This is a genomic window from Xanthomonas sp. WCS2018Noco2-27 (assembly GCF_031843525.1).
GTDB lineage: Bacteria > Pseudomonadota > Gammaproteobacteria > Xanthomonadales > Xanthomonadaceae > Xanthomonas.
This window is the reverse complement of record NZ_JAVTIK010000022.1, coordinates 42,298-64,340: the sequence shown is the minus strand read 5'-3', so window position 1 is coordinate 64,340 and position 22,043 is coordinate 42,298. Positions and strand designations below refer to the sequence as shown.

Annotated in this window: 19 protein-coding genes, 1 other RNA gene and 1 pseudogene; 9 read left to right on the top strand and 12 right to left on the bottom strand. The window is 65.7% G+C overall.

All coding sequences use genetic code 11. The features are described from left to right. Positions 1-115: 115 nt before the first annotated feature. The 6 genes from mdcB to mdcA form a co-directional block, all read right to left on the bottom strand. A complete protein-coding gene (gene mdcB, locus RQH86_RS22275; RefSeq protein ID WP_311239420.1) occupies positions 116-985 on the bottom strand; it encodes a triphosphoribosyl-dephospho-CoA synthase MdcB in 870 nt (289 codons plus the stop codon). Further along, positions 982-1,623: a malonate decarboxylase holo-[acyl-carrier-protein] synthase gene (mdcG, locus tag RQH86_RS22270; protein ID WP_311239419.1), complete on the bottom strand. Its 642-nt coding sequence runs from the start codon at positions 1,621-1,623 to the stop codon at positions 982-984. The genes mdcB and mdcG overlap by 4 nt, the downstream gene beginning before the upstream one ends. Positions 1,624-1,625: 2 nt before the next feature. Continuing rightward, complete coding sequence (gene mdcE / locus RQH86_RS22265; RefSeq protein ID WP_311239418.1) at positions 1,626-2,330, bottom strand: biotin-independent malonate decarboxylase subunit gamma; 705 nt, start codon at positions 2,328-2,330, stop codon at positions 1,626-1,628. Further along, positions 2,321-3,223 (bottom strand): biotin-independent malonate decarboxylase subunit beta, encoded by a 903-nt coding sequence (locus RQH86_RS22260; protein WP_311239427.1) that lies wholly within the window; start codon positions 3,221-3,223, stop codon positions 2,321-2,323. Before RQH86_RS22260 ends, mdcE begins: the two co-directional genes overlap by 10 nt. Before the next feature lie 136 nt (positions 3,224-3,359). Continuing rightward, entirely contained in the window at positions 3,360-3,677 is a 318-nt protein-coding gene (gene mdcC, locus RQH86_RS22255) for a malonate decarboxylase acyl carrier protein (RefSeq protein WP_311239417.1), read from the bottom strand. A 9-nt stretch (positions 3,678-3,686) separates the two neighbouring features. Next, entirely contained in the window at positions 3,687-5,333 is a 1,647-nt protein-coding gene (mdcA, locus tag RQH86_RS22250; protein ID WP_311239416.1) for a malonate decarboxylase subunit alpha, read from the bottom strand. 188 nt (positions 5,334-5,521) lie between these two features. Between mdcA and RQH86_RS22245 the strand changes: the two genes are divergently transcribed. Both RQH86_RS22245 and RQH86_RS22240 read left to right on the top strand, forming a co-directional pair. Next, positions 5,522-6,064 carry a PadR family transcriptional regulator gene (locus RQH86_RS22245; protein WP_311239415.1) on the top strand — a complete coding sequence of 181 codons (543 nt, stop codon included), beginning with the start codon at positions 5,522-5,524 and terminating at the stop codon, positions 6,062-6,064. Between the two features lie 601 nt (positions 6,065-6,665). Continuing rightward, a complete protein-coding gene (locus tag RQH86_RS22240) occupies positions 6,666-7,454 on the top strand; it encodes a siderophore-interacting protein (RefSeq protein WP_311239414.1) in 789 nt (262 codons plus the stop codon). A gap of 423 nt (positions 7,455-7,877) precedes the next feature. Here RQH86_RS22240 and RQH86_RS22235 read toward each other — a convergent pair whose 3' ends face one another. The 3 genes from RQH86_RS22235 to RQH86_RS22225 form a co-directional block, all read right to left on the bottom strand. Then, positions 7,878-8,594, bottom strand: coding sequence for a YceI family protein (locus RQH86_RS22235; RefSeq protein WP_311239413.1), 717 nt, complete (start codon positions 8,592-8,594; stop codon positions 7,878-7,880). Positions 8,595-8,719: 125 nt separating this feature from the next. After that, positions 8,720-8,797, bottom strand: a non-coding RNA gene (locus RQH86_RS22230) — sX9 sRNA. A gap of 298 nt (positions 8,798-9,095) precedes the next feature. Then, a complete protein-coding gene (locus RQH86_RS22225) occupies positions 9,096-9,686 on the bottom strand; it encodes a malonic semialdehyde reductase (RefSeq protein ID WP_039424579.1) in 591 nt (196 codons plus the stop codon). Between the two features lie 134 nt (positions 9,687-9,820). Between RQH86_RS22225 and RQH86_RS22220 the strand changes: the two genes are divergently transcribed. The 4 genes from RQH86_RS22220 to RQH86_RS22205 all read left to right on the top strand — a co-directional run bounded on the left by RQH86_RS22220 (position 9,821) and on the right by RQH86_RS22205 (position 13,283). Beyond that, positions 9,821-10,768, top strand: coding sequence for an ELM1/GtrOC1 family putative glycosyltransferase (locus RQH86_RS22220; RefSeq protein ID WP_311239412.1), 948 nt, complete (start codon positions 9,821-9,823; stop codon positions 10,766-10,768). A gap of 48 nt (positions 10,769-10,816) precedes the next feature. Continuing rightward, a complete protein-coding gene (locus RQH86_RS22215; protein ID WP_311239411.1) occupies positions 10,817-11,680 on the top strand; it encodes a DUF2145 domain-containing protein in 864 nt (287 codons plus the stop codon). Then, positions 11,677-12,180 carry a hypothetical protein gene (locus tag RQH86_RS22210; RefSeq protein ID WP_311239410.1) on the top strand — a complete coding sequence of 168 codons (504 nt, stop codon included), beginning with the start codon at positions 11,677-11,679 and terminating at the stop codon, positions 12,178-12,180. Before RQH86_RS22215 ends, RQH86_RS22210 begins: the two co-directional genes overlap by 4 nt. 545 nt (positions 12,181-12,725) lie before the next feature. Then, the gene (locus RQH86_RS22205) at positions 12,726-13,283 is read left to right on the top strand and encodes a VUT family protein (protein ID WP_311239409.1); all 558 of its coding nucleotides are present in this window, start codon (positions 12,726-12,728) and stop codon (positions 13,281-13,283) included. A gap of 222 nt (positions 13,284-13,505) precedes the next feature. Here the strand turns inward: RQH86_RS22205 and RQH86_RS22200 are convergent, their stop codons facing one another. Further along, the gene (locus tag RQH86_RS22200) at positions 13,506-13,673 is read right to left on the bottom strand and encodes a hypothetical protein (RefSeq protein ID WP_311239408.1); all 168 of its coding nucleotides are present in this window, start codon (positions 13,671-13,673) and stop codon (positions 13,506-13,508) included. Positions 13,674-13,803: 130 nt separating this feature from the next. Between RQH86_RS22200 and RQH86_RS22195 the strand changes: the two genes are divergently transcribed. Together RQH86_RS22195 and RQH86_RS22190 are read left to right on the top strand one after the other, a co-directional pair. Beyond that, positions 13,804-14,832, top strand: a complete 1,029-nt coding sequence (locus tag RQH86_RS22195; RefSeq protein ID WP_311239407.1) for an alpha/beta hydrolase — start codon at positions 13,804-13,806, stop codon at positions 14,830-14,832. Positions 14,833-14,973: 141 nt separating this feature from the next. After that, complete coding sequence (locus tag RQH86_RS22190; protein ID WP_311239406.1) at positions 14,974-15,351, top strand: cyclophilin-like fold protein; 378 nt, start codon at positions 14,974-14,976, stop codon at positions 15,349-15,351. A 187-nt stretch (positions 15,352-15,538) separates the two neighbouring features. Here the strand turns inward: RQH86_RS22190 and glnE are convergent, their stop codons facing one another. Next, entirely contained in the window at positions 15,539-18,364 is a 2,826-nt protein-coding gene (gene glnE / locus RQH86_RS22185) for a bifunctional [glutamate--ammonia ligase]-adenylyl-L-tyrosine phosphorylase/[glutamate--ammonia-ligase] adenylyltransferase (protein ID WP_311239405.1), read from the bottom strand. A 108-nt stretch (positions 18,365-18,472) separates the two neighbouring features. On the opposite strand from glnE, the pseudogene RQH86_RS22180 reads away from it, so the two are divergent. Beyond that, positions 18,473-19,259: pseudogene (locus tag RQH86_RS22180) on the top strand (SMP-30/gluconolactonase/LRE family protein); the annotation flags it as partial. A gap of 223 nt (positions 19,260-19,482) precedes the next feature. Here RQH86_RS22180 and RQH86_RS22175 read toward each other — a convergent pair. Further along, positions 19,483-21,936: a hypothetical protein gene (locus tag RQH86_RS22175; RefSeq protein ID WP_311239404.1), complete on the bottom strand. Its 2,454-nt coding sequence runs from the start codon at positions 21,934-21,936 to the stop codon at positions 19,483-19,485. Positions 21,937-22,043 lie beyond the last annotated feature (107 nt).

The window sequence follows — 22,043 nt, the reverse complement described above, 5'->3', positions numbered from 1 at the left end:
TTTCCTGGTGCAGCGTGCAATACCGCAGCCGCTGCTGTGCGAAGTGAGGCACAGATGCCTTGCGTGCACACGCAACGTGCTTCTGCAGCCACAGTGACACCGGGCGCGCGCCTGCTCACAGCGTCTCCTGACGATGCAGGAACCACGCACAGGCCAGCAGGTCCGCGCTGCCGCCGGGACTGAGCCGACGCGCCACGAATTGTTTGCCGATCGACGACAGCCGATCGCGCCAGTGGGGTTGCGCAATACCGCCGTCATCGAGAAAGCGCCGCGCCTGCGCTTTGGCATACGCCAGACCGTCTGCGCCGCCACGATGCAGCAGATTGAGATCGTCGACATGCGCGACCAATTGCATCAAGGTCTGCGCGAGCGCGGCATCCTGCGTGGCGCCAGTGTCCAACGCGGCGCGCAGGCTCGGCAGCGCGATCTCGCGCAGTAGCGGGTAGCCGGCTGCGGCCTGCTCGCGAACGCCAGCCACCTTGTACTGCGCGCGCATGCGCTGGCCATTGCTGCATGGGTCCAGCGGCGCAGCGCGCAACGCCGCGCCCCACACCTGCACACCGTTGCAGACCGCATCGGAAGATGGCCGCTGGCCGTGCGCGGCGCGCAGGCGCGCGGCCTGTGCGGTGAGCAGGCCAAGGCTGAAGATCGCACCACGGTGGGTATTGATGCCGCCGGTGGCGCACAGCATGGCCGCCTCGGCCGCGATGCCCAGATCGCGCAGCCGTGCAAAGGGTGCGTTGTCGCTGCCGGCCTGTGCGATGGCTATAAAATAGCCGCGCAATGCGAACAGACTGCGCAAGAACGTGGAGGCATCCATGTCGCTGTGGCTACCGCTGTCGAACGGCGTCACCAGCCCGGGCTTGGGCGCGCAGGCCAGCTCCGCATGCAGCGCGCCGACGGCGAGCCGGCCGAGCCGGTGCACAACGTCGCGCGGCACTGCGGGCACGTCCACATGCTGCAGGTGTTGGACCTGCGCGCTCATGCCGCGCTCCTTAGATGAAACAACGCAGCGCGCGGCAACAAGCAGCAGCCGTTGCCGGATTTGACCAGCACCTGCTGCGCATCACTGGCGTACTCGCGCCAGTTCACCGCGATGTCGTGGGGGAATAGCAACTCGCCATCGGCACGCATGCCGTGGCGTTGTTCCCAGCGCTGCAACAAAGCAACCACTGTTTGTGCCTGCTCGGGCGTCTCGATGGACCACAGCAGATCCAGATCAGATTGCGCGTGCACATAGGTCAACCCCGTCAACGCTTGCCACGCGAAGCTGCCGAACACGCACAGCTGCAGTGCATCAGCCTGCGCATGCGCGCGCAATGCCTGCAACGCGGGCTGCACCTCGCCGGGTGCGTGCGCGATGACGGCATCCAACGACAGGGGTTCACTGCAGCGTGCAATTTCCACGACATGGGCACGCAATGCCAGACGCTGCTTGCCTTCGGCCGGCGGCAACGGCACGCCCAGGCGCAAGCTGCCAAGCGCCTCGCTGCCGTCGCCACGCGCCACCACTGCCGGCAAGCCGGCAGCAAACCACTGCTGCAAGCGTGGCTGCGCACCGGGCGTGTGCGCCTGCCAGTGCGCATCGTCGCGTAACCACACCAGGGCGTGGCGGCCGGCCATTCTCAGGCCTCGCCCGCTGCCACGGCGGCGGCAACCTCGCGCGCCAGCGTGCGGCCGCCGCGTTGCGCGCCGAGTGCGCGACGCTGATCGCCATCGACGGGAGCAGCCAATGCATCAAGCAGCGCCTGCGCCAGATCGCCGTCCCACAGCGATTGCACCGCGCCCATGCGCACATAGTTCTCCACGCCCGGCGCGAACACTGGCGAACTTTTGCTGAGCGCCTGCAAGGTGTCCACCGATTGCTTGGTGACACGGGCCATGGCACGCAGATCCATCACGCGCACCTGCGCATCCGGCAATGCATGGATGCGGTCGGCCATCAAACCGAACGACAGAAATCCGCCGCTCACCGCTTCGCCATACACCAGCGTGACCAGCCGCGCGCCGCGCCTGCGCGCCAGATCCAGCGCACGCGCCAGATGCGCGAAGTAGCCATTGATGCCGAGCAATTCATCGCGACGGGCAAGGCGTTGCCCAGCGGTGTCGGCCAGCATCACGATCGGCCGCTGCGGATGCGCGCGGGTGCTGGCCAGCACGGTGGCGGCCAGGGCCAACGCGTGGTCCACGCCTACTTCGAGCTTGTTGGCAGTGCCGATCACCGTAACTTCGCCTGCGGCGGTGGTGGCGCTGCCGGTGAGCACATCGTCATTGCGCGCGATGGTGTGGCCAAGCGGAAACAGCTGGTCGAGCAGTTGGCTCATTTCCATGGCGTGCTCCGATCTGCAGTGGCCGCGAGGAAGGCGTCGGTGTCCAGCAGCGGCAGCCGCTGCGGATCGGCGATGCCTTGGCGCGCCCAGATGTCCAGGCCGTCGCGGCAATCGCCATAAGCATCGATACGCGCAGACAGTTGATGATGCGCGCGCTCCAAGGCCTGCAAGGCAGCATCGCCTTCGGGTTCGACAAGTGCGTCCAGCGTGCTGGCCGCTGCATCGGCGAACGCCGCGATGCGGTCGGCCACCAAGGTCTGCGCGTCGCCCAGCAGATAGCGGTGTTTGCCACCGGTTACGCGCCAGACCAGGGCGCGGTCGCGGGCGTCGAACTCTTCCACCCCGCGCACGGTTTCGATCACGTCCGGGCCTGACAGCGACAGGCGGCCTTCTTCGGACATGATCACCGCGCTGCAGCAGCGCGCCACGATGCCCATGCCGCCGAATGCGCCATTGCCGCTACCGATCAACGCCAGCACCGGCACGCCGGCCGCGCGCGTATCCAGCGTGGCACGCATGACTTCGGAAATGGCGATCAGGCCGGCATTGGCTTCGTGCAAGCGCACGCCGCCGGTATCGAGCAATAACAGCACTGCTGCCGGATGCGTGGCTGCCGCGCGCTCAAGCAAGCCGGTGAGCTTGGCGCCGTGCACTTCACCCACGCCGCCGCCCATGAAGGCGCCCTGCTGGCCAGCGATCAACACGCTGCGGCCACGCAAGCTGCCCTCGCCCACAACGATACCGTCGTCGAAGGCACCCGGCACGTCGAGCTGCGCCAGATGCGGGCTGACCAGGCGGCGGCGCGGGCCGACGAATTCGCGAAAGCTGCCGGCGTCCAGCAGCCCGTCGATACGCTTGCGGGCATCGGCTTCGTAGTAGCTGCGCTCGGCCATGGGAATGGTGGTGCTCATACGCGCCTCCGGATTGCATTTGTAGGAGCGCACTTGGGCGCGACCGCGGCGTTACCGAGAACGCCAGTCGCGCCCGGGTGCGCTCCTACGGAGGTGTCTGTGTCTCTGACATGGGAGCTCATGCGGCATCTCCTTGCAGAACATTGATCGCCTGTTCCAGACGCAGACTCACCACTGCAGGCGTTGCACCAACATCGTTGATGCTGATGCGCACATCGCGCAGCGGGTGGCGCGCGGCGAAGTCGCCCAGCACCGCCTGCCAGATCGTGCCGAAGCCGCGGGCCGCCGTGAGGATCTCGATTTCCATCGCGCCGTCGAGCGGCACGCGCTCGACCAGCACTTCCAGGTTGCCGGAGGCGACCACGCCAACCAGCGCATGCTCCAAACCGGTGCGCGCACCGTGCTGGCCGTCAAAGCGATATCGCAGGGTTTCCATGCTGAGCCCTTACCAATTGCGGAAACGTTTCGGCGGGTCGTACAACCCACCGGACCAGCGCACCAGATCCTTGACCGTGCGCGCGGCGAGCAGATCGCGCGTGGCATCGCGCGGACGGATGCCCAGATCTTCCGGCCGCTTGATCACGCCGCGATCGCGCAGGTTTTCCACCATGCGTTTGTCACGTCCGAGACCCACGGCGGTGTAACCGGACACGCCACGAATCGCCTGCTCGCGCTCTTCCGGAGTGCGGCACAACAACAGATTGGCGATGCCTTCTTCGGTCAGCACATGGCTGACGTCATCGCCGTAAATCATCACCGGCGGCAGCGGCATGTTGGCGCGCTCGGCCAGTTCCCAGGCATCGAGCTTGTCGACGAACGCCGGCGCCATGTGCTCGCGGAAGGTTTCCACCATCTGCACCACCAGCTTGCGCCCGCGCGGCATCTCGCCCGGTCGTGCGGCTTCGCGCCCGGCCTTGAGCCAGGCAGCGCTGGCATGGCGACGGCCGCGCGCATCCGAGCCCATGTTGGGTGCGCCGCCAAACCCGGCGATGCGGTCGCGCGTGGCAGTGGAGCTATTGCCCTGCAAATCGATCTGCAGGGTGGAGCCGATAAACATGTCGCAGGCGTATAAACCGGCGGTCTGCGACAGCGCGCGGTTGGACCGCATGCTGCCGTCGGCGCCGGTAGAGAACACATCCGGGCGCGCGGCGATGTAGTTTTCCATACCCAACTCGGAGCCGAACGAATGCACCGACTGCACAAAGCCCGATTCAATCGCCGGGATCAGCGCCGGATGCGGATTCAGCGCCCAATGTCGGCAGATCTTGCCTTTCAAGCCCAGCGATTCGGCGTAGGTGGGCAACAGCAATTCGATGGCGGCGGTGTCGAATCCGATGCCGTGATTGAGCCGGTCCACACCGTACTCGGCGTAGATGCCCTTGATCGCCATCATCGCCATCAGCACCTGGATCTCGGAGATCAACGCCGGGTCGCGGGTAAATAAGGGTTCGATGTAGTTGGGCTTGGGTGCTTCGGTCACGAAGTCGACCCAATCGGCCGGAATATCCACGCGCGGCAAGGTGTCGAGGATTTCGTTGACCTGCGCGATCACGATGCCGCCCTTGAACGCGGTGGCCTCCACAATCACCGGCGTATCTTCGGTGTTGGGTCCGGTGTAGAGATTGCCGTGGCGGTCAGCGGCCTGCGCGGTGATCAACGCGATGCGCGGGGTGAGGTCGATGAAATAGCGGCCGAACAATTCCAGATAGGTGTGGATGGCGCCGATCTCGATGCGGCCTTCGCTCACCAATCCAGCCAGACGCGCGGCCTGCGGGCCGGAGAACGAAAAATCCAGACGTTTGGCGATGCCGCGCTCGAACACATCCAGATGCGAGGCCAGCGACAGCACCGACTGCACCATGTGCAGATCGTGCACGCGCGCGGGGTCCACCTCGGTGAGGCAGCGCGCCAGGAAATCGGCCTGCTTCTGGTTGTTGCCCTCCAGGCACACGCGGTCGCCGGGCTCGATCACCGCCTCCAGCAGCGTCACCACATCGTTGGCGGCCACCACGCGGCCCTGCGGCGCCAGCGCGGCGGCACGCTGCAAGCGCCTGCGCCGGCCTTCGGCCTGGGTGTCCCACTGTCGACTCATCGCATTGCCTCACCGGGCCGAGCCCGTAATGTCGAAGTAATTATATCGTAATTATGAAAAGAGGTGCTGTCTAGACGCATTGCAGCATCGGTGGATGAGGAGACGACGAACGGTCAGCAATGCGACAGCTAAGTGCTTGCGGGCGCCCGCACTTCGATATATCTTTTTCGCATGCTTCGATATATCGAATGAAACCTAACACCCGCCATCATGCGGTCTTGGCCGATCTGGATACCGCCGACGGCAGCGTCTCCGGGCGCGGCGGTGCGCGCATCCGGCCGCTGGGGCATGGCGATCTGCGCCTGCTGCTGCTGGCCTTGATCGAACAGCGCCCACGCCACGGCTACGAGTTGATGCGGCAGATCACCGCGCTGTTCAAAGGCCTGTACACGCCCAGCGCCGGCGCGATCTACCCGGCGCTGGCGCAGCTGGAAGCCGACGGCTGGGTGCAGACCGATCTGGAACAGGGCCGCAAGCAGTATCGGATCACCGACGCCGGCCGCAGCTACGCCGGCGATCAGCGCGACGCCCTGGATGCCGCACTGGCGCGCACCCATCGCCGCGCACGCGAGCTGATCAAGGCGCAGACACCGCCACCCATCCGCGAGGCAATCCACCGCATCAAGCACGGCTTGTTTGCACGCCACGGCCAATGGAGCGAAGCAGACATCGAACGGATTGCCGCACTGCTCAACGCCGCCGCCGACGGCATGGAGCAGGACGAGCACTGAGGGGTGTTGCAGCGTCGACGGCAGCCGTTGGCCGATAGCCGTTGTTGCGATGTTGCGATGTTGCGATGTTGCGATGCGAGTCTGCTGGCCGGTTCTGTTGATCGGTCGTTCTGTTGAGTTGATTAGCTGTTCTGTTGATCGGAAGTTCCGTTGGCTGTTCGTTCCGTCGCCCGGTTTGCGAGCGTTGCTAAAGCCCCTCTCCCCTCGGGAGAGGGGTTGGGGTGAGGGTACGGCGCGAAGCCTCACGAACATTCCAACCACACAACATGTCGCTCAACCTCCTCCACCCACCACTACGCGTCACTTGCTCCACCTGCACGAAAAATCACCTCGAAGCAGGAAGAAAAAAAGCGGTGTCTTGGCAATCAACAAGTTTTAGAACGGTAAGAAGCAGCAATTAATCGTCAACGGGGCATGGATGACACACCCAGAACCAGAGCCTAAGAGAAGGACATACCGCACCGAGCACCTGCGGCACCCGCCTGGCACTGAGCACAGCCGTCTTGTTAGCCACTCCTAACTATCCATCGTGTCACCGCCGTAACTGTTACCACCCCCACGCCGCGCCTCTGTGCGCGACACCATCAGGAATCGCACCCCCATGGCTGCACACACCAATACCCAACTTCGTCGCGACTCGCGCCTGCGCTCCGTGGAAGTGGTCCGTTGCGAGCCAATCACTCCGCAGATGCGCCGCATTGTGTTTGGCGGCAGTGAGCTGGCCGGCTTTCAAAGCGAAGCGCCGGACGACCACGTCAAACTGTTTTTCCCCAATGCCGATGGCGCCTTCGTGCTGCCGACCATGACCCCGGAAGGGCCGCGCTACGCCGAAGGGGCACTGCCCTCGCCCGGCCGCGATTACACCCCGCGTGCGTTCGATCCGCAGAGCGGCGAGCTGAGTATCGATTTCGTGCTGCATGGCGACGGTGTGGCATCCACTTGGGCCGCACAGGCGCAGCCCGGCGATGCGCTGAAGATCGGCGGCCCACGCGGCTCGTTTCTGGTGGCAGACGACTTCGACCATTACGTGCTGATCGGCGATGAAACCGCGCTGCCCGCAATCAGTCGCTGGCTGGAGTCGATGCCGGCCGACATGCAGGCAGAGGTCTTTATCGAAGTGGCCGATGCAGACGAGCGGCAGGAGTTGATCAGCGCCGCCGATGTCGCTGTGTACTGGCTGGAGCGCAACGGCTTCGATGCGGCCAGCAGCACCTTGCTGGAAGACAGCCTGCGCGATTACGAGCCGCACGACGGCGACACGTTTTACTGGATCGGCGCCGAATCGATGCGCGCGCGGGCCATGCGTAAGTTTGTGGAAGAGCACATGGGCGTGGACAAGGAGTGGATCCGCGCGAAGGGATACTGGAAGGCGGATCCGGCCGGGGAGTGAGGCATGTCGTGAGTGCGATCTATCTGGGTATCGCGAACCTGGATCACCCTCATGCGAATGCGCTAGTGCGATGAAGGTTTACTGATTTTGTTGCGTTTCGCGGGTGGGCCTATCGGTAGTGCGTTCGGGGCCGGGGCCGCTCCTACGGGTTGTCACCCCCGGTGCGTGGCATTTGGCGATCACGACGTTGCGTCACGTTTGCAAGAATGCGCGCTTGTGCGATGAAGCCTTATCGACCTGGCGGTGCATCGCCCGCAGGCCTATCGGTAACGCGTTCGCGGCCGGGGCCGCTCCTACAGGTGCAGCTTTTAACGGCAACGTGCTTCAAGCGCACAAACAAAAAGCCCGCCAATTGGCGGGCTTTTGCGTTCCGCAGACCGGTGTGATCGCTCACACCGGTCTGTATTTACCGCACTGCGCGAATTACTTCGCAGCAGCGTCGCCGGCCTTGGCCTGCAGGGCTTCGGTGGTGATGCGGATCTTGACCTCGTCGCTGACGTTCGGGGCGTACTGGCCCACGCCGAAGTCGCTGCGCTTGATCGTGGTGCTAGCGTCGAAACCGGCAGCCGCCACCTTCTTCATCGGGTGCTCGCCGGCACCGTTGAGGGTGACGTCCAGCACGACCGGCTTGGTCTGATCCTTGATGGTCAGGTCGCCGGTGACGGTCAGCTTGTTGGCGCCGGCCGATTCGACCTTGGTGCTCTTGAAGGTGGCGGTCGGGAACTTGGCCGCGTCGAAGAAGTCACCACTCTTCAGGTGCTCGTCGAACTTGGCGGTGAAGCTGTTCAAGCCGGACAGCGGCAGGGTCACCTGCACGGTGGACTTGGTCACGTCGGCCGCGTCGTACACCAGGGTGCCGTCGACATTGCCGAAATGCGCGCTCGGGTTGGAGAAGCCGAAGTGGCTCCACTGCGCCAGCACGTCGGTGTGGCTCGGGTCCAGGGTGTAGGTACCCGAGGCCACTTCCACCGCAGGAGCGGTCGAGGCAGCCGGAGCCGGAGTGGCGGCAGCGGCATCGGCCGGCGCGGTGGCGGCGGGGGTTTCGGTGGCCGGTGCGGCGGCGTTGTCGGCCGGCTTGGAGCAGGCGGCGATGGCCAGGGTCAGGGCGAGCGGCAGCAGCAGTTTGTGGGTGGTTTTCATTGGAACTCCATGTGATGAGAGACGCGTTGGATCAACGCGGATGGGACAGATGCAGACGGACGAGGACTGCAGGAAACTGTAAGCGGCAACCATATCTTGCACACAGTGGTCAGGCGACGAAGAGCGGCCAACACACCGTAGCGAGCAGTCGTTCGTTGGGTGTGGACGGCGCGCTCGGAACCGGAGTGTACCGAGTGGCACATCCCGCACCGAGCACCTGCCGCGCCCGTCTGGCGGCGAGCGCAGCGGTTTTGTTGACGACTCCAAGAACCGCAGGCTCGAAAGCGCAGTGGACATGTGGCATCCACCGTTTCCGAGCATCGGCCGCGCTCACTTGAGGGTGAGCGCAATCGCTTCATCGACGACACACAACAATGCAGAAAAAAAGCAATCGGCACCGGGTAGCCCACATGAGGACGGGCGATGATGCCGTCAGACGCGCCGCAGCGTCGATGTCACAACGCATGCGTCACACACGGCGCTACTCAGTGATGCAGACCATCACTCGAAGCGCGCAGCTTCGTCGAAGCTCAGGCGCGGCGAACGCGGGAACAACCCGGCCGGGTCGCCGTAGCCAAGATTGATCAGGAAGTTGGACTTGATCGGCGTACCGGCGAAGAACGCCGCATCCACCTTGGCGTTGTCGAAGCCCGACATCGGGCCGGCATCCAGACCCAGCGCGCGCGCAGCCAGAATCAGATAGGCGCCCTGCAGCGAGCCGTTGCGGAACGCCGATTCGGTGCGACCCTCGCGTGGGCCGTCGAACCAGCTCTTGGCATCGGCATGCGGGAACAGGTACGGCAGCTTTTCGTGGAAATCTTCGTCGTGCGCCACGATCACCGTGACCGGCGCGGCCAGCGTCTTGGCCGCATTGCCTTCGGACAGCGCCGGCTTGAGCTTGGCCTTGCCTTCGGCGCTGGTCACGAACACAAAGCGCGCCGGCGAGCTATTGGCGGCGGTGGGGCCCCACTTCACCAGCTCATAGAGCTCACGCAGCACGTCCTGGCTGACCGGCGTGTCGGCAAACGCGTTTTGCGTGCGGGCGGTACGGAACAGCTGATCCAGTGCGGCGGCGTTGAGCGAGTCGGACATGAGCACTCCAGAAGAAGGGGTGGCGGGACGGTAAGCTGCGGCGTCGGCACCAGTGTGAAGACCCGCAGTGTAGAGTGGCGCGATTGCCGCCACACGCGTTCAATCTGAAACAAATCTATGTCGGATCTGAAACGATGGCGGTGACCTGGGCGCTGAGCGACGGCCGCGCCGGCAATGCGCGCCAGGCCGAAGCGCTGGCGCGGGCACTGCAACCTGAGGCCTTCCAGCCGATCCATCTGCACACGCAGCCGCCCTGGCGCTGGGCGGCGCCGCGTCTGCTACCCGGCGCACAACGCGCATTTGGCGCAGCGTTTGCCCAGCAACTGCAGCAGCCCCCCGCCCTGGCCATCGGCTGTGGCCGCCAGGCAGCGCTGGCTACCCGGCTGCTGCGCGCGCGCGGCAGCCGTAGCGTGCAGATCCTGGACCCGCGCCTGGATGCCCGCCACTGGGATCTGCTGATCGTGCCCGAGCACGACGCGCTGCGCGGCAGTAACGTGCTCACCCTGCTCGGCAGCCTGCATCCGGTGGACGATGCCTGGCTGGCGGCCGGGCGCGCCGCGTTCCCGGCACTGGGCCGCCTGCCCGGCCCGCGGCTGGCGCTGCTGGTCGGCGGACCCACCGCGCAGGTGCCATGGACAACGCAGGAGCTGACCGCGCTGTGCACGCCACTGCGCGAGCAACTGCGCGCGGCCGGCGGCAGCCTGCTGGTCACCGTCTCACGACGCACCCCACCGGAGGCGATCGCTCCGTTACGTGCGATCTGCAGCGGCTTACCGCATCTGCTGTGGTGCGACGACCGCGACGGCCCCAACCCGTACGCCGGCCTGCTGGGCTGGGCCGATGCGATCGTGGCCAGCGCCGACTCGGTCAACCTGCTCTCCGAAGCCTGCGCCACGCGGGTCCCGGTGATGGCGGCGTTTGACGAACAGGCGCAAGGCCGGGTTGCCACGTACGTGCGGGCACTGCAGTCGCATGGCCGTTTATGCGATGCAGCGGATGTCTTCGTAACGCCGTCGCACCTTCAACCGCTGCGCGAAACTCAGCGCATCGCCGCGCTGGTGCGCGAGCGCCTGCACGTATGATGGTGCAGCCTTGGCTGTCACGGGGCAACCACACGGACGATCGACCCCATGCAACTCGAACACAAGCAGCGCAGGTGGCTTGCAACGGCGTCGTTGCTCATCGCCTTGACGTGCGCACTGCCCGCCATTGCCGCGCCGGTCTGCACCCCGCACTATCCAACCCCCGCCACGCTGGCGGCGATGTTCGACATGGCCAGATCCACCCAGCAGACGCTGGATGCAGTGGACGGTGCGCAGGTGGTGCTGCTGGCACGCGGCGGCCAGGATCTGAGCCGCTATGGGTTGAAACACAGCCATCTGGCCTTCGCCCTACGTGAGGACGACGGCACATGGCGGGTGAAGCACCTGCTCAATCACTGCAAATCGGACAACTCCGCGCTATATCACGAAGGTCTGAGCAACTTCATCGGCGAAACTGCCCTCAGTGCAGATCTGCGCGTCGGCGTGCTGGCACCGGCACTGCAGCGGCAGTTACGCACCTTGCTGCAGGATCCGGCCACGCTGGCGCATGCGCTGCACGAGCCGCGCTACAGCATAATTGCCTACCCGTTCTCCACCGATTATCAGAACTCCAACCAATGGGTGCTCGAGGTGCTGGCGGCGGCAATGGCAGCAACCACGGCAGCAGATGCGACACCTACGCCGGTGAGCGATCGACGCAGCGCGCAAGCCTGGCTCAAGCACAATGGTTACCAACCCACCCGCTTGCATCTCGACCTGAGCAAGCGCATTGGCGCACGTTTTTTCGTCGCCAATGCTGCGGTGACTGACCATCCTGCCAGCGAACGCATCTCCGGCAATTATTCGGTGATCACGGTCGAGTCGGTGTTCGATTTCCTGCAGCAACAAAAGGTGCTGCAGCAGGACCAGTCCATTCCACATCGCGTCGCCACGCACGGAGCGTCTCCATGAACATCCCTTCTCGATTTGCCTTCCTCGGGCTGTTGCTCGCCGTCTCGTTCGGTCAGCCGATGCCGGCCAACGCAGGCTTGACCACGATCACCCGCGGCGATGCCTCTGCGATGTCGGCGATCCTGGTGATCTCCGCACCGTACTTCGTGTCGTTGGCGCTGGGCCATAGCGCGATGGCAGGCTCGCAAGCACTCGGCGATGCATCGAACAAGGCCTCCGCAGGGCCGTTGCCGCCGATGCGGGTCAAGTCGGTGGAAAAAACCACCGACGGCGGTTGCGAAGTGCAGTTGCAGGATCCAGAAAAAGCGGACAACACCGCCCTGCTGCGCTGGCCGGCGCGCGAGGACGACCCGGCTGCGGGCTTTCGCGTTGGCGAGACGGTGACCTTCCAGCCGAGCCCGGCCGGTGCCGGCTGGACGGTGCAGTCGCCACAAGGCCAGGCGCTGGCGTTCGTGCCGACCGCAGATTCCGCTGCGCAGAACAGCAGCAAGACCTGGTGATGCCGGCAAGCTGCTTGTAGACGCTGACGTCGGCCAGGATGGGGCGCTACTGACGCCGCGCCGTCTGCGGATACGGCGCGGCGCGCGGCGCGCGCAGACACATCTTCCACCGTCTGCCGAACTGCCTGCCCGAAGGCGTGTGGATCGTCACCGATGCGTACGGCGTACGCAGTTGTAGACCCGTAGCGCACGATGCCTGGCACGTGCGCAGTTGCCAGCGTGTCAATCGCGCCGCAGGTGGCAACGGTGTGTATGCGAATTGGCGATGTCTCGGTGGCGTGTGCATGCGGGCGTTGCTGGCACTGGTGACGCGCCGCATGCGGTCAAACGACAGTGCTGCGGCACGGTGGATCGATCAGGCATCGCGGTCGCGCGAACGCAAGCGATTCATACGGCGCCACTCCAGCGTGCTGGCGGCCATCCCCTCATCAACACGCCATTTCAACCTGCAGCAGCCGCCGTGGCTTCTAGGCGTGGCTCTGCGCACTGGCCCGCCTGCGCCAACGCGCGGATAATCCGCGTTGTTCTGTCATTGCCGCACCGCCATGTCCAGCACCTCGCCGACGCCGTACACCCCACTCACTGCGCGCGCATTGGCGTGGGCGGTAGTGGCCATGGGCGCGGTGGTGCTGCTGTCCAACATCCTGGTGCAGTACCCGATCAACGACTGGCTGACCTGGGGCGCGTTTTCGTATCCGCTGGCGTTTTTGGTCAGCAATCTGATCAATCGCCGCTTTGGCCCACGCGCAGCGCGCACGGTAGCCTGGTGCGGGTTCGCGCTGGCGGTGCTGTTGTCGATCTGGCTGGCAACACCGCGCATTGCGGCGGCCTCGTGCACGGCCTTTATCGCGGCGCAGTTGCTGGATATCACCGTGTTCGACCGGCTGCGCAATGGCAGCTGGTGGCGTGCGCCGATCGTGGCCACCACCTGCAGCGCCACGCTGGATACCGTACTCTTCTGGAGCATCGCCTTTGCCGGTGCATCGCTGCCGTGGGTGAGCTGGGCCGCGGGCGATCTGGCGGTGAAACTGGGCATGGGCGTGTTCTTGCTCGGGCCGTTCCGCGCGTTGCTCTGGCGCAGTGCGCCTCGGGCGAATAGCTGAATCACGGTTGCGCTCTCTCACCTTGCGCGCATGGGCACCTGCGCTGTAAACGATTCGCCACCGCCGCAGACACCCAGTCTGTGTACGCGTCAGCACATACCGCGTGCATGGCAGCCAAGGCGACCCACGTCGCCATGCGCACGGCACATCACAGCACTCATGAAACGGCCACATGAAGGCATGCACGTGGCGGCAATGCTCTGGCGCATCGCTTGACCTACATTAGGCCACCGCAAGACGCACCACGGCGGCAGCAACGCCCACCGGCTGCAGCAGGTAGGCACGCAAAAAGCGCAGTAAACACAACAGCGGCGTGACGCTGCATGCATCGCGGCGTAGCGCTCGCACACGGTGATGCAGCGCGGTCATCGGCGACATCGCAAAGGGCATTGCTGCAGCCATGCCACTGCCCGCACGGCGTTGCCCGTTGTCCGCACACGTCATCCCTTCATCCACCGGCCAACGCAACCACAGCGGCACATAGCTGCGGGCAGCGTGCAACTCTCATGAGAGCCACACCATGCAACTGCGCATCTTCCTTCTGGTGCTCTTGCTTGTTTCATTCCCAACGCTAGGAGCAGACATGTCCAACGGTGCCGATAACTTCTACACCAGCGAGACGGTGACCATGCAAAAGGTCACCTTCAAGAATCAGTACCAGATGACCGTGGCCGGCAACCTGTTCGTCCCCAAGGGTCTGGACTCCGGCAAGCGGCATCCGGCCATTGTGGTGGGGCATCCCATGGGTGCGACCAAGGAACAGAGCGCCAATCTCTACGCGACCAAACTTGCCGAACAGGGCTTTGTGACGCTGTCCCTGGACCTGTCGTTCTGGGGCGAAAGCGAAGGGCAACCGCGCAACGCAGTGTCGCCGGACATCTATGCCGAAGACTTCAGTGCGGCAGTGGATTTCTTGGAAACGCAGACGTTTGTCGATCGCGAGCAGATCGGTGCGCTGGGTATCTGCGGCAGTGGCAGCTTTGTGATCAGCGCGGCCAAGATCGACCCACGCATGCACGCGATCGCCACGGTGAGCATGTACGACATGGGTGCGGCCAACCGCAACGGCCTGCGTCATGGGCTCAGCCTGGCGCAGCGCAAGCAGATCATCGCCGCGGCCGCCAAACAACGCTCGGTCGAATTCAGCGGCGGGCTGGTGGAATACACCGGCGGCACGGTCCTGGCGCTGACGCCGGAGTCCAACCCGATCGAACGCGAGTTCTACGATTTTTATCGGACACCGCGCGGGCAGTACACGCCCAAGGGCCAGTCGCCCGAGCACACCACACGGCCGACGCTGACCAGCAACGTCAAGTTCATGAACTTCTACCCGTTCAACGACATCGAGACCATCTCGCCGCGGCCGATGCTGTTCATTACCGGCGAGAAGGCGCATTCGCGCGAGTTCAGCGAAGAGGCGTACCGTCTGGCTGGCCAGCCCAAGCGATTGGTGATCGTGCCGGATGCAGGACACGTGGACTTGTACGATCGCGTGGATCTGATTCCGTTCGACACGCTCACCGCGTTCTTCCGCAAGCACCTGCAGTAATCCACGAGGACAGCGCCGATGCCGATCCTTCGCCCCAGCGCCTGCGTGCGCACCCTGTTACTGGGGTGCGCCGTCCTGGTCACCGCCTGCTCGGCTGCAACGCCACCAGCAGCGGCCACCCCACATACACCGGAGCGCACGATGCGTATCACCCTCACTATCGGCGATGACGTCGTCGAAGCGGAGCTGGTTGATCACTCGGCCACGCGCGACCTGCTCGCGCGGTTACCGATGACCGTGCCGTTCGAAGACTTCCATGGCAGCGAAAAGATCAGCTACCTGCCGTCCAAGCTCGACCTGAGTGCGGTTGGCCCTGCCGGCCCGGCACAGGTAGGCGACCTGATGTATTACATGCCATGGGGCAACCTGGCGGTGTTCTACCGCGGCTACACGCCATCGCGCGATCTGGTGCGGCTGGGGCGGATCGTGTCCAACCCGCAAGCGCTGACACGCTCGGCCAGCTTCACCGCGACCATCGCACGTGCGGCGCCCGCGGCTGCGGCACCGCCGCCGCACTGAGGCGGGCGATCACGACACGCATCAGCTGCGCTGCACATGGCGCGCTACCGTTGCTGCAGGCCTTGCCAGACCCGCTTGCCGACGCGGGCCTCAATCTCCTGCTGAGCCACTCCTGCGCCTGGCCTCCTGCGCCAGCGGCAGCACGCAGGTGGCACTGTGAATCACCTGCACACCACGGCGTAATGCCTCACCCACGCGGTGCGTCCCTACCGCGCGGAAACGCCAGGCCTTGCGCCTGCGCAATCGCAAAGATGCTGCCGGTGGCCTGCTGGATGGCGGCAGTTGGCGTGATCAGTCGCGGGCGCCGGTCGAGCGTGCAGGCCAGCCCGGCATCCACCAGCGTGGCATGTGCGTCGTGCAGCGCTTGCGCGGCAGACGCGGGCAACCACTGCGCCTGCACCAGTGCATCGATCAGTGCGGGCGTGTCGCAGACCTGCAGCAACGGCGGATGCTGCGCCGCCTGGCCGAGCACACCGGCCTGCAACAGGAATTCCAGATCGACCAGGCCGCCGGCGCCCTGCTTGAGATCCAGCCGGCCGGCATCGCTGCGATCGAGTTCGGCGCGCATGCGCGCGCGCATCTTGCGCACGTCTTCGTGCAGCAGCGCAATGTCGCGCACGCGCGCCAGGGTCTCGCGGCGTACCTGTGCAAACGCCTCGCACAGCGCGGCGTCGCCTGCGACCGCGCGTGCGCGCACCAGCGCCTGATGCTCCCAGGTCCAGGCGCGTTCGCGCTGGTACTCGCGGTAGCTGGCCAGCGACGACACCAGCGCGCCCTTGCCACCGTCCGGACGCAGCCGCACGTCGATGTCGTACAAACGGCCGGCGCCGGTTTCGGCAGCGAGCAACGCCATCACCTTCTGCGCAAACCGTGCGAACCAGCGCCCGGCTTCCAGCGGCCGCTTGCCGTCGGAGCTTTCCACCGCACGCGGATGATCGTAGAGAAACACCAGGTCCAGATCCGAGCCGAAGCCCAGTTCCAGCCCGCCCAGGCTGCCGTAACCGATGATGGCGAAAGTGCCGCCGGGCACCTGCCCGTGTGCGGCGACCAGCTCGACGCGCGCCAGCTGCAGGACGGTCTGCACCACCGCCTCGGCAAGCCAGGCCAGTTGCCGGGTGCTGTCCACCGCAAGTTGGCGGCCATCGAGCGTGGCCAGCGCGATGCGAAAACTCAGCGCCAACCGGCGCTCGTTGAGTTCGCGCAAGGCCGCTTCGGTATCGTCGATCTGCAGCGTGTCGGCACATGCCGCATGCAGGGCCGCGCGATCGGGCAATGGCCCGCTGATGCGGGTGTCGAGCAACTCGTCCAGCAGAAGCGGATAGGCGGCCAGGCGCTCGGCCAGCAGCGCACTGCGCGAGAGCACATCGACCAGGCGTGCCAGCGCACTGGGTTGTTCGTCCAGCAGCGCCAGATAGCTGGTGCGGCGCAAGGTGGCCTGCAACAGGCCCAGCATGCGCCGCACGGCGGCATCGGGCTGGCTGGCGCGCGTGGCTGCGTGCAGGAGTGCCGGCATGACGCGATCGAGCCTTACGCGCGCACTATCGGACAGTGCATGTACGCCGGACGACTGCGCAAAATCGCTCAACACCTGATGCGCGTTGGCGGGATCGTGCAAGCCGATGCCCAGCAGCGCCGCCGCATCGCCCTCGGGCAATGCGCGCCAGTAATCGGCCAGCGCATCCGGCGCGGTGGCACGCACACGCGGCGCCAGTAACTCGGCAAACTCCGCCGCCACCCGGCTGCGATGCGGGGCCAGCGCGTCCAGCAGCGCCGTCCAGTCCGCATGGCCCAGGCCCAATGCGATCCGCTCGCGGTCCAGCGGCGCCTGCGGCAACGCGTGGGTCTGCGCATCGCGCAACATCTGCAGGCGGTTTTCCAGACGGCGCAAAAAGCGATACGCCTCGGTCAATGCGGCACCGTTGTCCGCTTCGATCTGGCCTGCGGCAACCAGCGCCTGCAACGCAGGCAACAGCCGCCGCTCGCGCAGCGCGGGCTCGCGTCCGGCGCGGATCAGCTGCAGCGACTGCGCAAGAAATTCAATCTCGCGAATGCCGCCGGGCCCGCGCTTGATGTCGTCCAGCCGGTCGTGCCGCGCCACTTCGGCAGTGATGGCGGCTTTCATTTCGCGCAAGCCATCTAGCGCGGTGAAATCCAGATAGCGCCGGTAGACGAACGGCCGCAGCGTTTCCAGCCAGGCCTCGCCGGCAGCGATGTCGCCAGCCACCGCGCGTGCCTTGAGCCAGGCATAGCGTTCCCAGTCGCGGCCTTCGCGCTGAAAATACTGGTCCATGCCGGTGAACGACAACGCCACGCGGCCGGCGGTGCCGAACGGGCGCAGGCGCAAGTCCACGCGGTGGCTGAACCCATCGGCGGTGGTTTCGTCGAGCAACTTGGCCAGTTGCTGGCCCAATCGCGCGAAGTATTCTTCGGCCGCCAACGGGCGCGCACCGGTGGACTGTCCGCCCTGCGGGTAGGCGTAGACCAGATCCACATCCGAAGAAAAATTCAGCTCGCCACCGCCGAGTTTGCCCAGCCCGAAGACCACCAGCTGCTGCACGCTGCCGTCTTCGGCAATCACCTGCCCATGGCGGCTGTCGAACTGCTGCTCCAGCGCCTGCAGCGCACATTGCAGGCAGGCTTCTGCCAACCGGGTCGCACCGGCAAGCGTGGCGTCCACGCTGTCCAGGCCCAGTACGTCGCGCCACACCAGGCGGGTGGATTCAGCGGCGCGGTAACGCCGTAACTGCGCCGCCCAGGCCTGTGGCTGCGCCGGGTCGAGCATTGGCACCGGTAGTGGTGGCGGATCGGCCTGGGCCAGGTGCAGCAGCAGTGCCGGCTGACGCGCCAGGGTTTCCAGCGCGAAGTCACTGACAAGCGCGACCTGTTCGAGCGCTTGCGCAAGATCGCCGCCAGGCCACGGCTGCTCGGCAGGGACAGCCTGGCGGACACGCGCCACGGCCCGCTCGATCAGAGCGGTGAGCGCAGGAGAAGCAGATGTGATGGGCAGCGACATGCGTCGATTCTGGCATCCCTGCACGGTGGCGGCATGTGCGCGCGCCATCATCCGGCTGCGGCTTGCGGCCTGCGCATTCGCCTGCGCGATGCGTAGCGCAGGCGAGTGCGTCTGTAAACGCTGTACGACCAGGCCAGACCAGGCCCGGTGTGATGCGAGGCGCAACGCACGCTGGTGTGGAGCGACGTGGCGGGCCGCCGCGTGCTCGGTTGGCGCGAAGACGGCGCAGTGGACGTATTACTGGAAACCACCGCCTTCACCAACGGCGATGCGGTGGATGCGCAACGGGTGCCTTGCGCGCATGGCCCCCGCGCGATCACCCGCAGCGATGCGGCTGGACGGGCGCATTTCCTGGCCAGCGTTTCGAGGGCAAACGGCTGAAGTCGCCCAACGCGCCGAGCGTGGCGCGCGACGGCGCGATCTGGTTCGCCAACCCACCGTTTGGCCTGCTCAAGCCCAGCCAGGGCTGCCCCAGCCCGCAGGAACTCGACCACCACGGCGTCTACGGCGGCCGCCCGATGCTGGCTCGCTGCAGTGCATGGACAAGCTGGATCACCCCAATGGCCTGGCGTTTTCGCCCGACGCGCGCGTGCTGTAACCCCGGAGGACGGCCCTGGCGAACCGGAGATCACCGCATGGGATTGGTGCGATGGTGCACTGCACGATCGACGCCGCTTTGCAGGGGTGCCGGACGGCCTGGCCGATGCCTTCTGGGTGGACCGGCAAGGATGGCTGTGGAGCAGCGCAGGCGCAGGCGCGTGCATCTTCGTTCCGGAGGGACACCTGTTGGGACTGGTACCGACCCCGCGCACCGCGTCACTGCAGCTTCGATCAGGATCAGCGGCGACTGTTCATCGGCGGCGGCAGCACGCTGTGGATGCGGGAACTGCGGTAAATCCCGGGCCTTACGGAGCTGCAAATGCTTGACTAGTCAAACGTCAGAAAATAAAAAAGCCCGCTTGCAGCGAACTGCCAGCGGGCTTTGCTCCCTCCCCCACGTCGGGATGCAGGATCATAGTGCGCGCCCCGAATCCGACTTGCACGCTGCACTGCAAAACAACACCAGACGGTACAGAACTGGCCCAGTTTTCTTCACGCAACGCTGCCGCGTCCGGTTGTCATCGCAACAGATCCGGCTGCGCCTGATACCACTCCGGTGCCCGTAGCAGATGCCACTCGGGGGTGTCGTTGCGCAGGCCGACTGCCGCACTCACTACACCCCAGCGCGCAAGCAGGCTGCCGCTGCGCTGCGTGCCTTGCAGGCGCAAGCGTGCATCGACCTGGAAACGTGCGTTGCGCGCCTGCAGTCGATCGACGATGACGGTATCGCCTTGCCAATGCACACGACCGACGACCTGCGCCTGCCCTGCATCCACCAACCGCAGCATCCAGTTGGGAATGGAGCGGTCGCGCGCGTACAGCGCCATCAAAAACGCCAGGTCGCGTACCTGGATACGCACGCGTCCATCCACACCGACCGGCTGCCGCCACTGCATACGCGTGTCGTCCAGCACGATGCGTGCCCACCAGCCATCGCGGCGCTGTCCATCCGGACCGGTAAATCCGACATTGCGCAGCTGCACCGTACTGGCATCGAGGCGAAAATTTTCTGCACGCAGATCGCCACGCTGCAGGCGCAGATCGGCATCCACGTCGCCACGCAATGCGAGTCCGGCAAACTGCAAGCGCGCCGCGCGTGCACCGAGACGCAATCCGCCCTTGCCGATACGCCCACCGGGCTCGATCTGCAGATCGCCGCTAAGCACCCCGTTACCACCATCGAACCGCAGCTGCTGCTGCGGCAGATAGCGGTTGTATGCGCGCAAATCAGGCACACGCGCATTGGCAAAGGTCAGATGCGCACGCGTGGCATCACGCAAGGTTGCCAAGTTGCGTGGATCGGCGCGCGTCTGCAGATCCAGACGCAGATCGCGGCCTTGCACGAACGGACGCGTGGGTGCGTCGGTGTGGGCGATCGCAAACTGCTGCATCTGCAACGCGAGCGCGGGCAACAGCTGACCGTTGGCATCGGCATCCACGCGCAGATCCGCACTGGCCTGCCCATCGATCGCGTGCCCCATCACGCCGACATGCGCGCGTACATGCGGCACCCGCAGACGGCTGCCGGCACCGAGCTGGCCATGCGCGATACGCAGGTCCGCATCGACCAGGCCATCGCCCTCCAGGGTGAGCCAGTCCACATCCGGAAATAGCGCGGGAATCCAGCTGAGCGACGCCAGCTGCCAATGCAGCCGTGCATGCCCGGAGGTGCGCGGCAGCAGGTCGCGCAGGGAGCCCAGCGGCAACTGCCGGCCCTGCACGCGCAGGTCGGCATCCAGCGTCAGCCCGGCATCGGCAGGCTCGGGCATGCTCACGGTCAGGCGCATGTTGTCGTCCACCTGCAACTGCGCCGCCAGCTCACCCAACAACGCGGCAGGCGTGCGCGTGCTGTCGTGCAGAGGCGCACGCCAGTGCAGCTGGCTGCCCGGTTGCAACGCGCCGCGCGTCCAGCGCAACTCGCCATCCGCACGCCCCTTGCCCGGCCGCGTGGTCACCGTGTGGCGGCCCTGTGCGGTGCGGGTGACATCCAGCGCTGCGGTGTCGCCGTGCACGGCCACCAGCGCATCGGTCAGCTGCAGCAAGGCCAGTCCGCGCGCCTGGTCGGGCGCATGCCGCGCAATGCTCGCCTCCAGGCGCAGCTGCCCGTTGCGCAGCAGTTCGCTCTTGCCCCAGTGCACGCGTGCGTTGTCGAACACCGCACGCGATGGGAACAGTTCCATGGGCCCGCCGCGCAGCTGCTTGAACAGACCGAGCTGCAGCTGGCCGTCGCCTTCGATCCGCAATTGACGCAGCGATAGCGCGTGTACCTGCGCGGCATCGATGCGGTCGAACTGCAGTGTCCAGGCCGGCGCGGCGGGGTTTGGATTTGCAGGGGGCTTAGCGGATTGCGGACTGCGCGCCTGATCCGATGGAGACGACGCTGTTGCTGTTGTTGCTGTTGTTGCTGTCGGCTTCGCGCGTTCTGCGGCTGGCGCTGTTGTTGCTGTCGAAGGCGCTGCTATCGCGCGCGTTGCATTCGCTGCGGCTTGCTCGGGTGCAGCGGTCGCGGATGCATTCGATGTTGCGTCCATCGTCGTGGTTACCGGCTTTGCACCCACCGCGGCAGCAGCGGGAGCTGCGCCCACGGCATCCGCTATGGACGGGGCCGACTGCAGGCCGGCACGTACACCGTGCACATGCAGTTCCGGCACCAGCAGTTGCCGATGCAGCAAGGGCAATATCCGGATCTGCCCGCTCATGCGCTGCGCACTGACGCTCCAGCGGTTGCGGGTGGAGCGGCCTTGCAGATCGACATCCCACAACATCACCCGTCCCGGCAACCAGGTCAGCCCAGGGCCCCACTGCATGGCAAAGGTGTCTGGCTTGCGATTGAGCGCTGCCGGCCCGAGCGGGGTGTTGAGCAGCAGGTTGCCGAGCAACAGGTAGCACACATACAGCGCGATCACGGCCGATAACGGCCAACGCAGCGCGCGGGGCAATGCGCGCCAGCGGGCGCGAACAGGCATCGTCATGACGTCAGGCTCCTTCAAGACCGCGCAGGCGGCGCCGCGCAGTGTGCCAAGCAGACCGTGAGTGCGGTGCGCATCGTGGGCACATGGCTAAGCACGCGTATGCGCGT

What these genes read in the sequence shown, in the direction of transcription:
- mdcB (WP_311239420.1), bottom strand. Translation starts at nt 985, where the DNA reads ATGAGCGCGCAGGTCCAACACCTGCAGCATGTGGACGTGCCCGCAGTG.
- mdcG (WP_311239419.1), bottom strand. Translation starts at nt 1,623, where the DNA reads ATGGCCGGCCGCCACGCCCTGGTGTGGTTACGCGACGATGCGCACTGG.
- mdcE (WP_311239418.1), bottom strand. Translation starts at nt 2,330, where the DNA reads ATGGAAATGAGCCAACTGCTCGACCAGCTGTTTCCGCTTGGCCACACC.
- RQH86_RS22260 (WP_311239427.1), bottom strand. Translation starts at nt 3,223, where the DNA reads ATGGCCGAGCGCAGCTACTACGAAGCCGATGCCCGCAAGCGTATCGAC.
- mdcC (WP_311239417.1), bottom strand. Translation starts at nt 3,677, where the DNA reads ATGGAAACCCTGCGATATCGCTTTGACGGCCAGCACGGTGCGCGCACC.
- mdcA (WP_311239416.1), bottom strand. Translation starts at nt 5,333, where the DNA reads ATGAGTCGACAGTGGGACACCCAGGCCGAAGGCCGGCGCAGGCGCTTG.
- RQH86_RS22245 (WP_311239415.1), top strand. Translation starts at nt 5,522, where the DNA reads ATGAAACCTAACACCCGCCATCATGCGGTCTTGGCCGATCTGGATACC.
- RQH86_RS22240 (WP_311239414.1), top strand. Translation starts at nt 6,666, where the DNA reads ATGGCTGCACACACCAATACCCAACTTCGTCGCGACTCGCGCCTGCGC.
- RQH86_RS22235 (WP_311239413.1), bottom strand. Translation starts at nt 8,594, where the DNA reads ATGAAAACCACCCACAAACTGCTGCTGCCGCTCGCCCTGACCCTGGCC.
- RQH86_RS22225 (WP_039424579.1), bottom strand. Translation starts at nt 9,686, where the DNA reads ATGTCCGACTCGCTCAACGCCGCCGCACTGGATCAGCTGTTCCGTACC.
- RQH86_RS22220 (WP_311239412.1), top strand. Translation starts at nt 9,821, where the DNA reads ATGGCGGTGACCTGGGCGCTGAGCGACGGCCGCGCCGGCAATGCGCGC.
- RQH86_RS22215 (WP_311239411.1), top strand. Translation starts at nt 10,817, where the DNA reads ATGCAACTCGAACACAAGCAGCGCAGGTGGCTTGCAACGGCGTCGTTG.
- RQH86_RS22210 (WP_311239410.1), top strand. Translation starts at nt 11,677, where the DNA reads ATGAACATCCCTTCTCGATTTGCCTTCCTCGGGCTGTTGCTCGCCGTC.
- RQH86_RS22205 (WP_311239409.1), top strand. Translation starts at nt 12,726, where the DNA reads ATGTCCAGCACCTCGCCGACGCCGTACACCCCACTCACTGCGCGCGCA.
- RQH86_RS22200 (WP_311239408.1), bottom strand. Translation starts at nt 13,673, where the DNA reads ATGCCCTTTGCGATGTCGCCGATGACCGCGCTGCATCACCGTGTGCGA.
- RQH86_RS22195 (WP_311239407.1), top strand. Translation starts at nt 13,804, where the DNA reads ATGCAACTGCGCATCTTCCTTCTGGTGCTCTTGCTTGTTTCATTCCCA.
- RQH86_RS22190 (WP_311239406.1), top strand. Translation starts at nt 14,974, where the DNA reads ATGCGTATCACCCTCACTATCGGCGATGACGTCGTCGAAGCGGAGCTG.
- glnE (WP_311239405.1), bottom strand. Translation starts at nt 18,364, where the DNA reads ATGTCGCTGCCCATCACATCTGCTTCTCCTGCGCTCACCGCTCTGATC.
- RQH86_RS22175 (WP_311239404.1), bottom strand. Translation starts at nt 21,936, where the DNA reads ATGACGATGCCTGTTCGCGCCCGCTGGCGCGCATTGCCCCGCGCGCTG.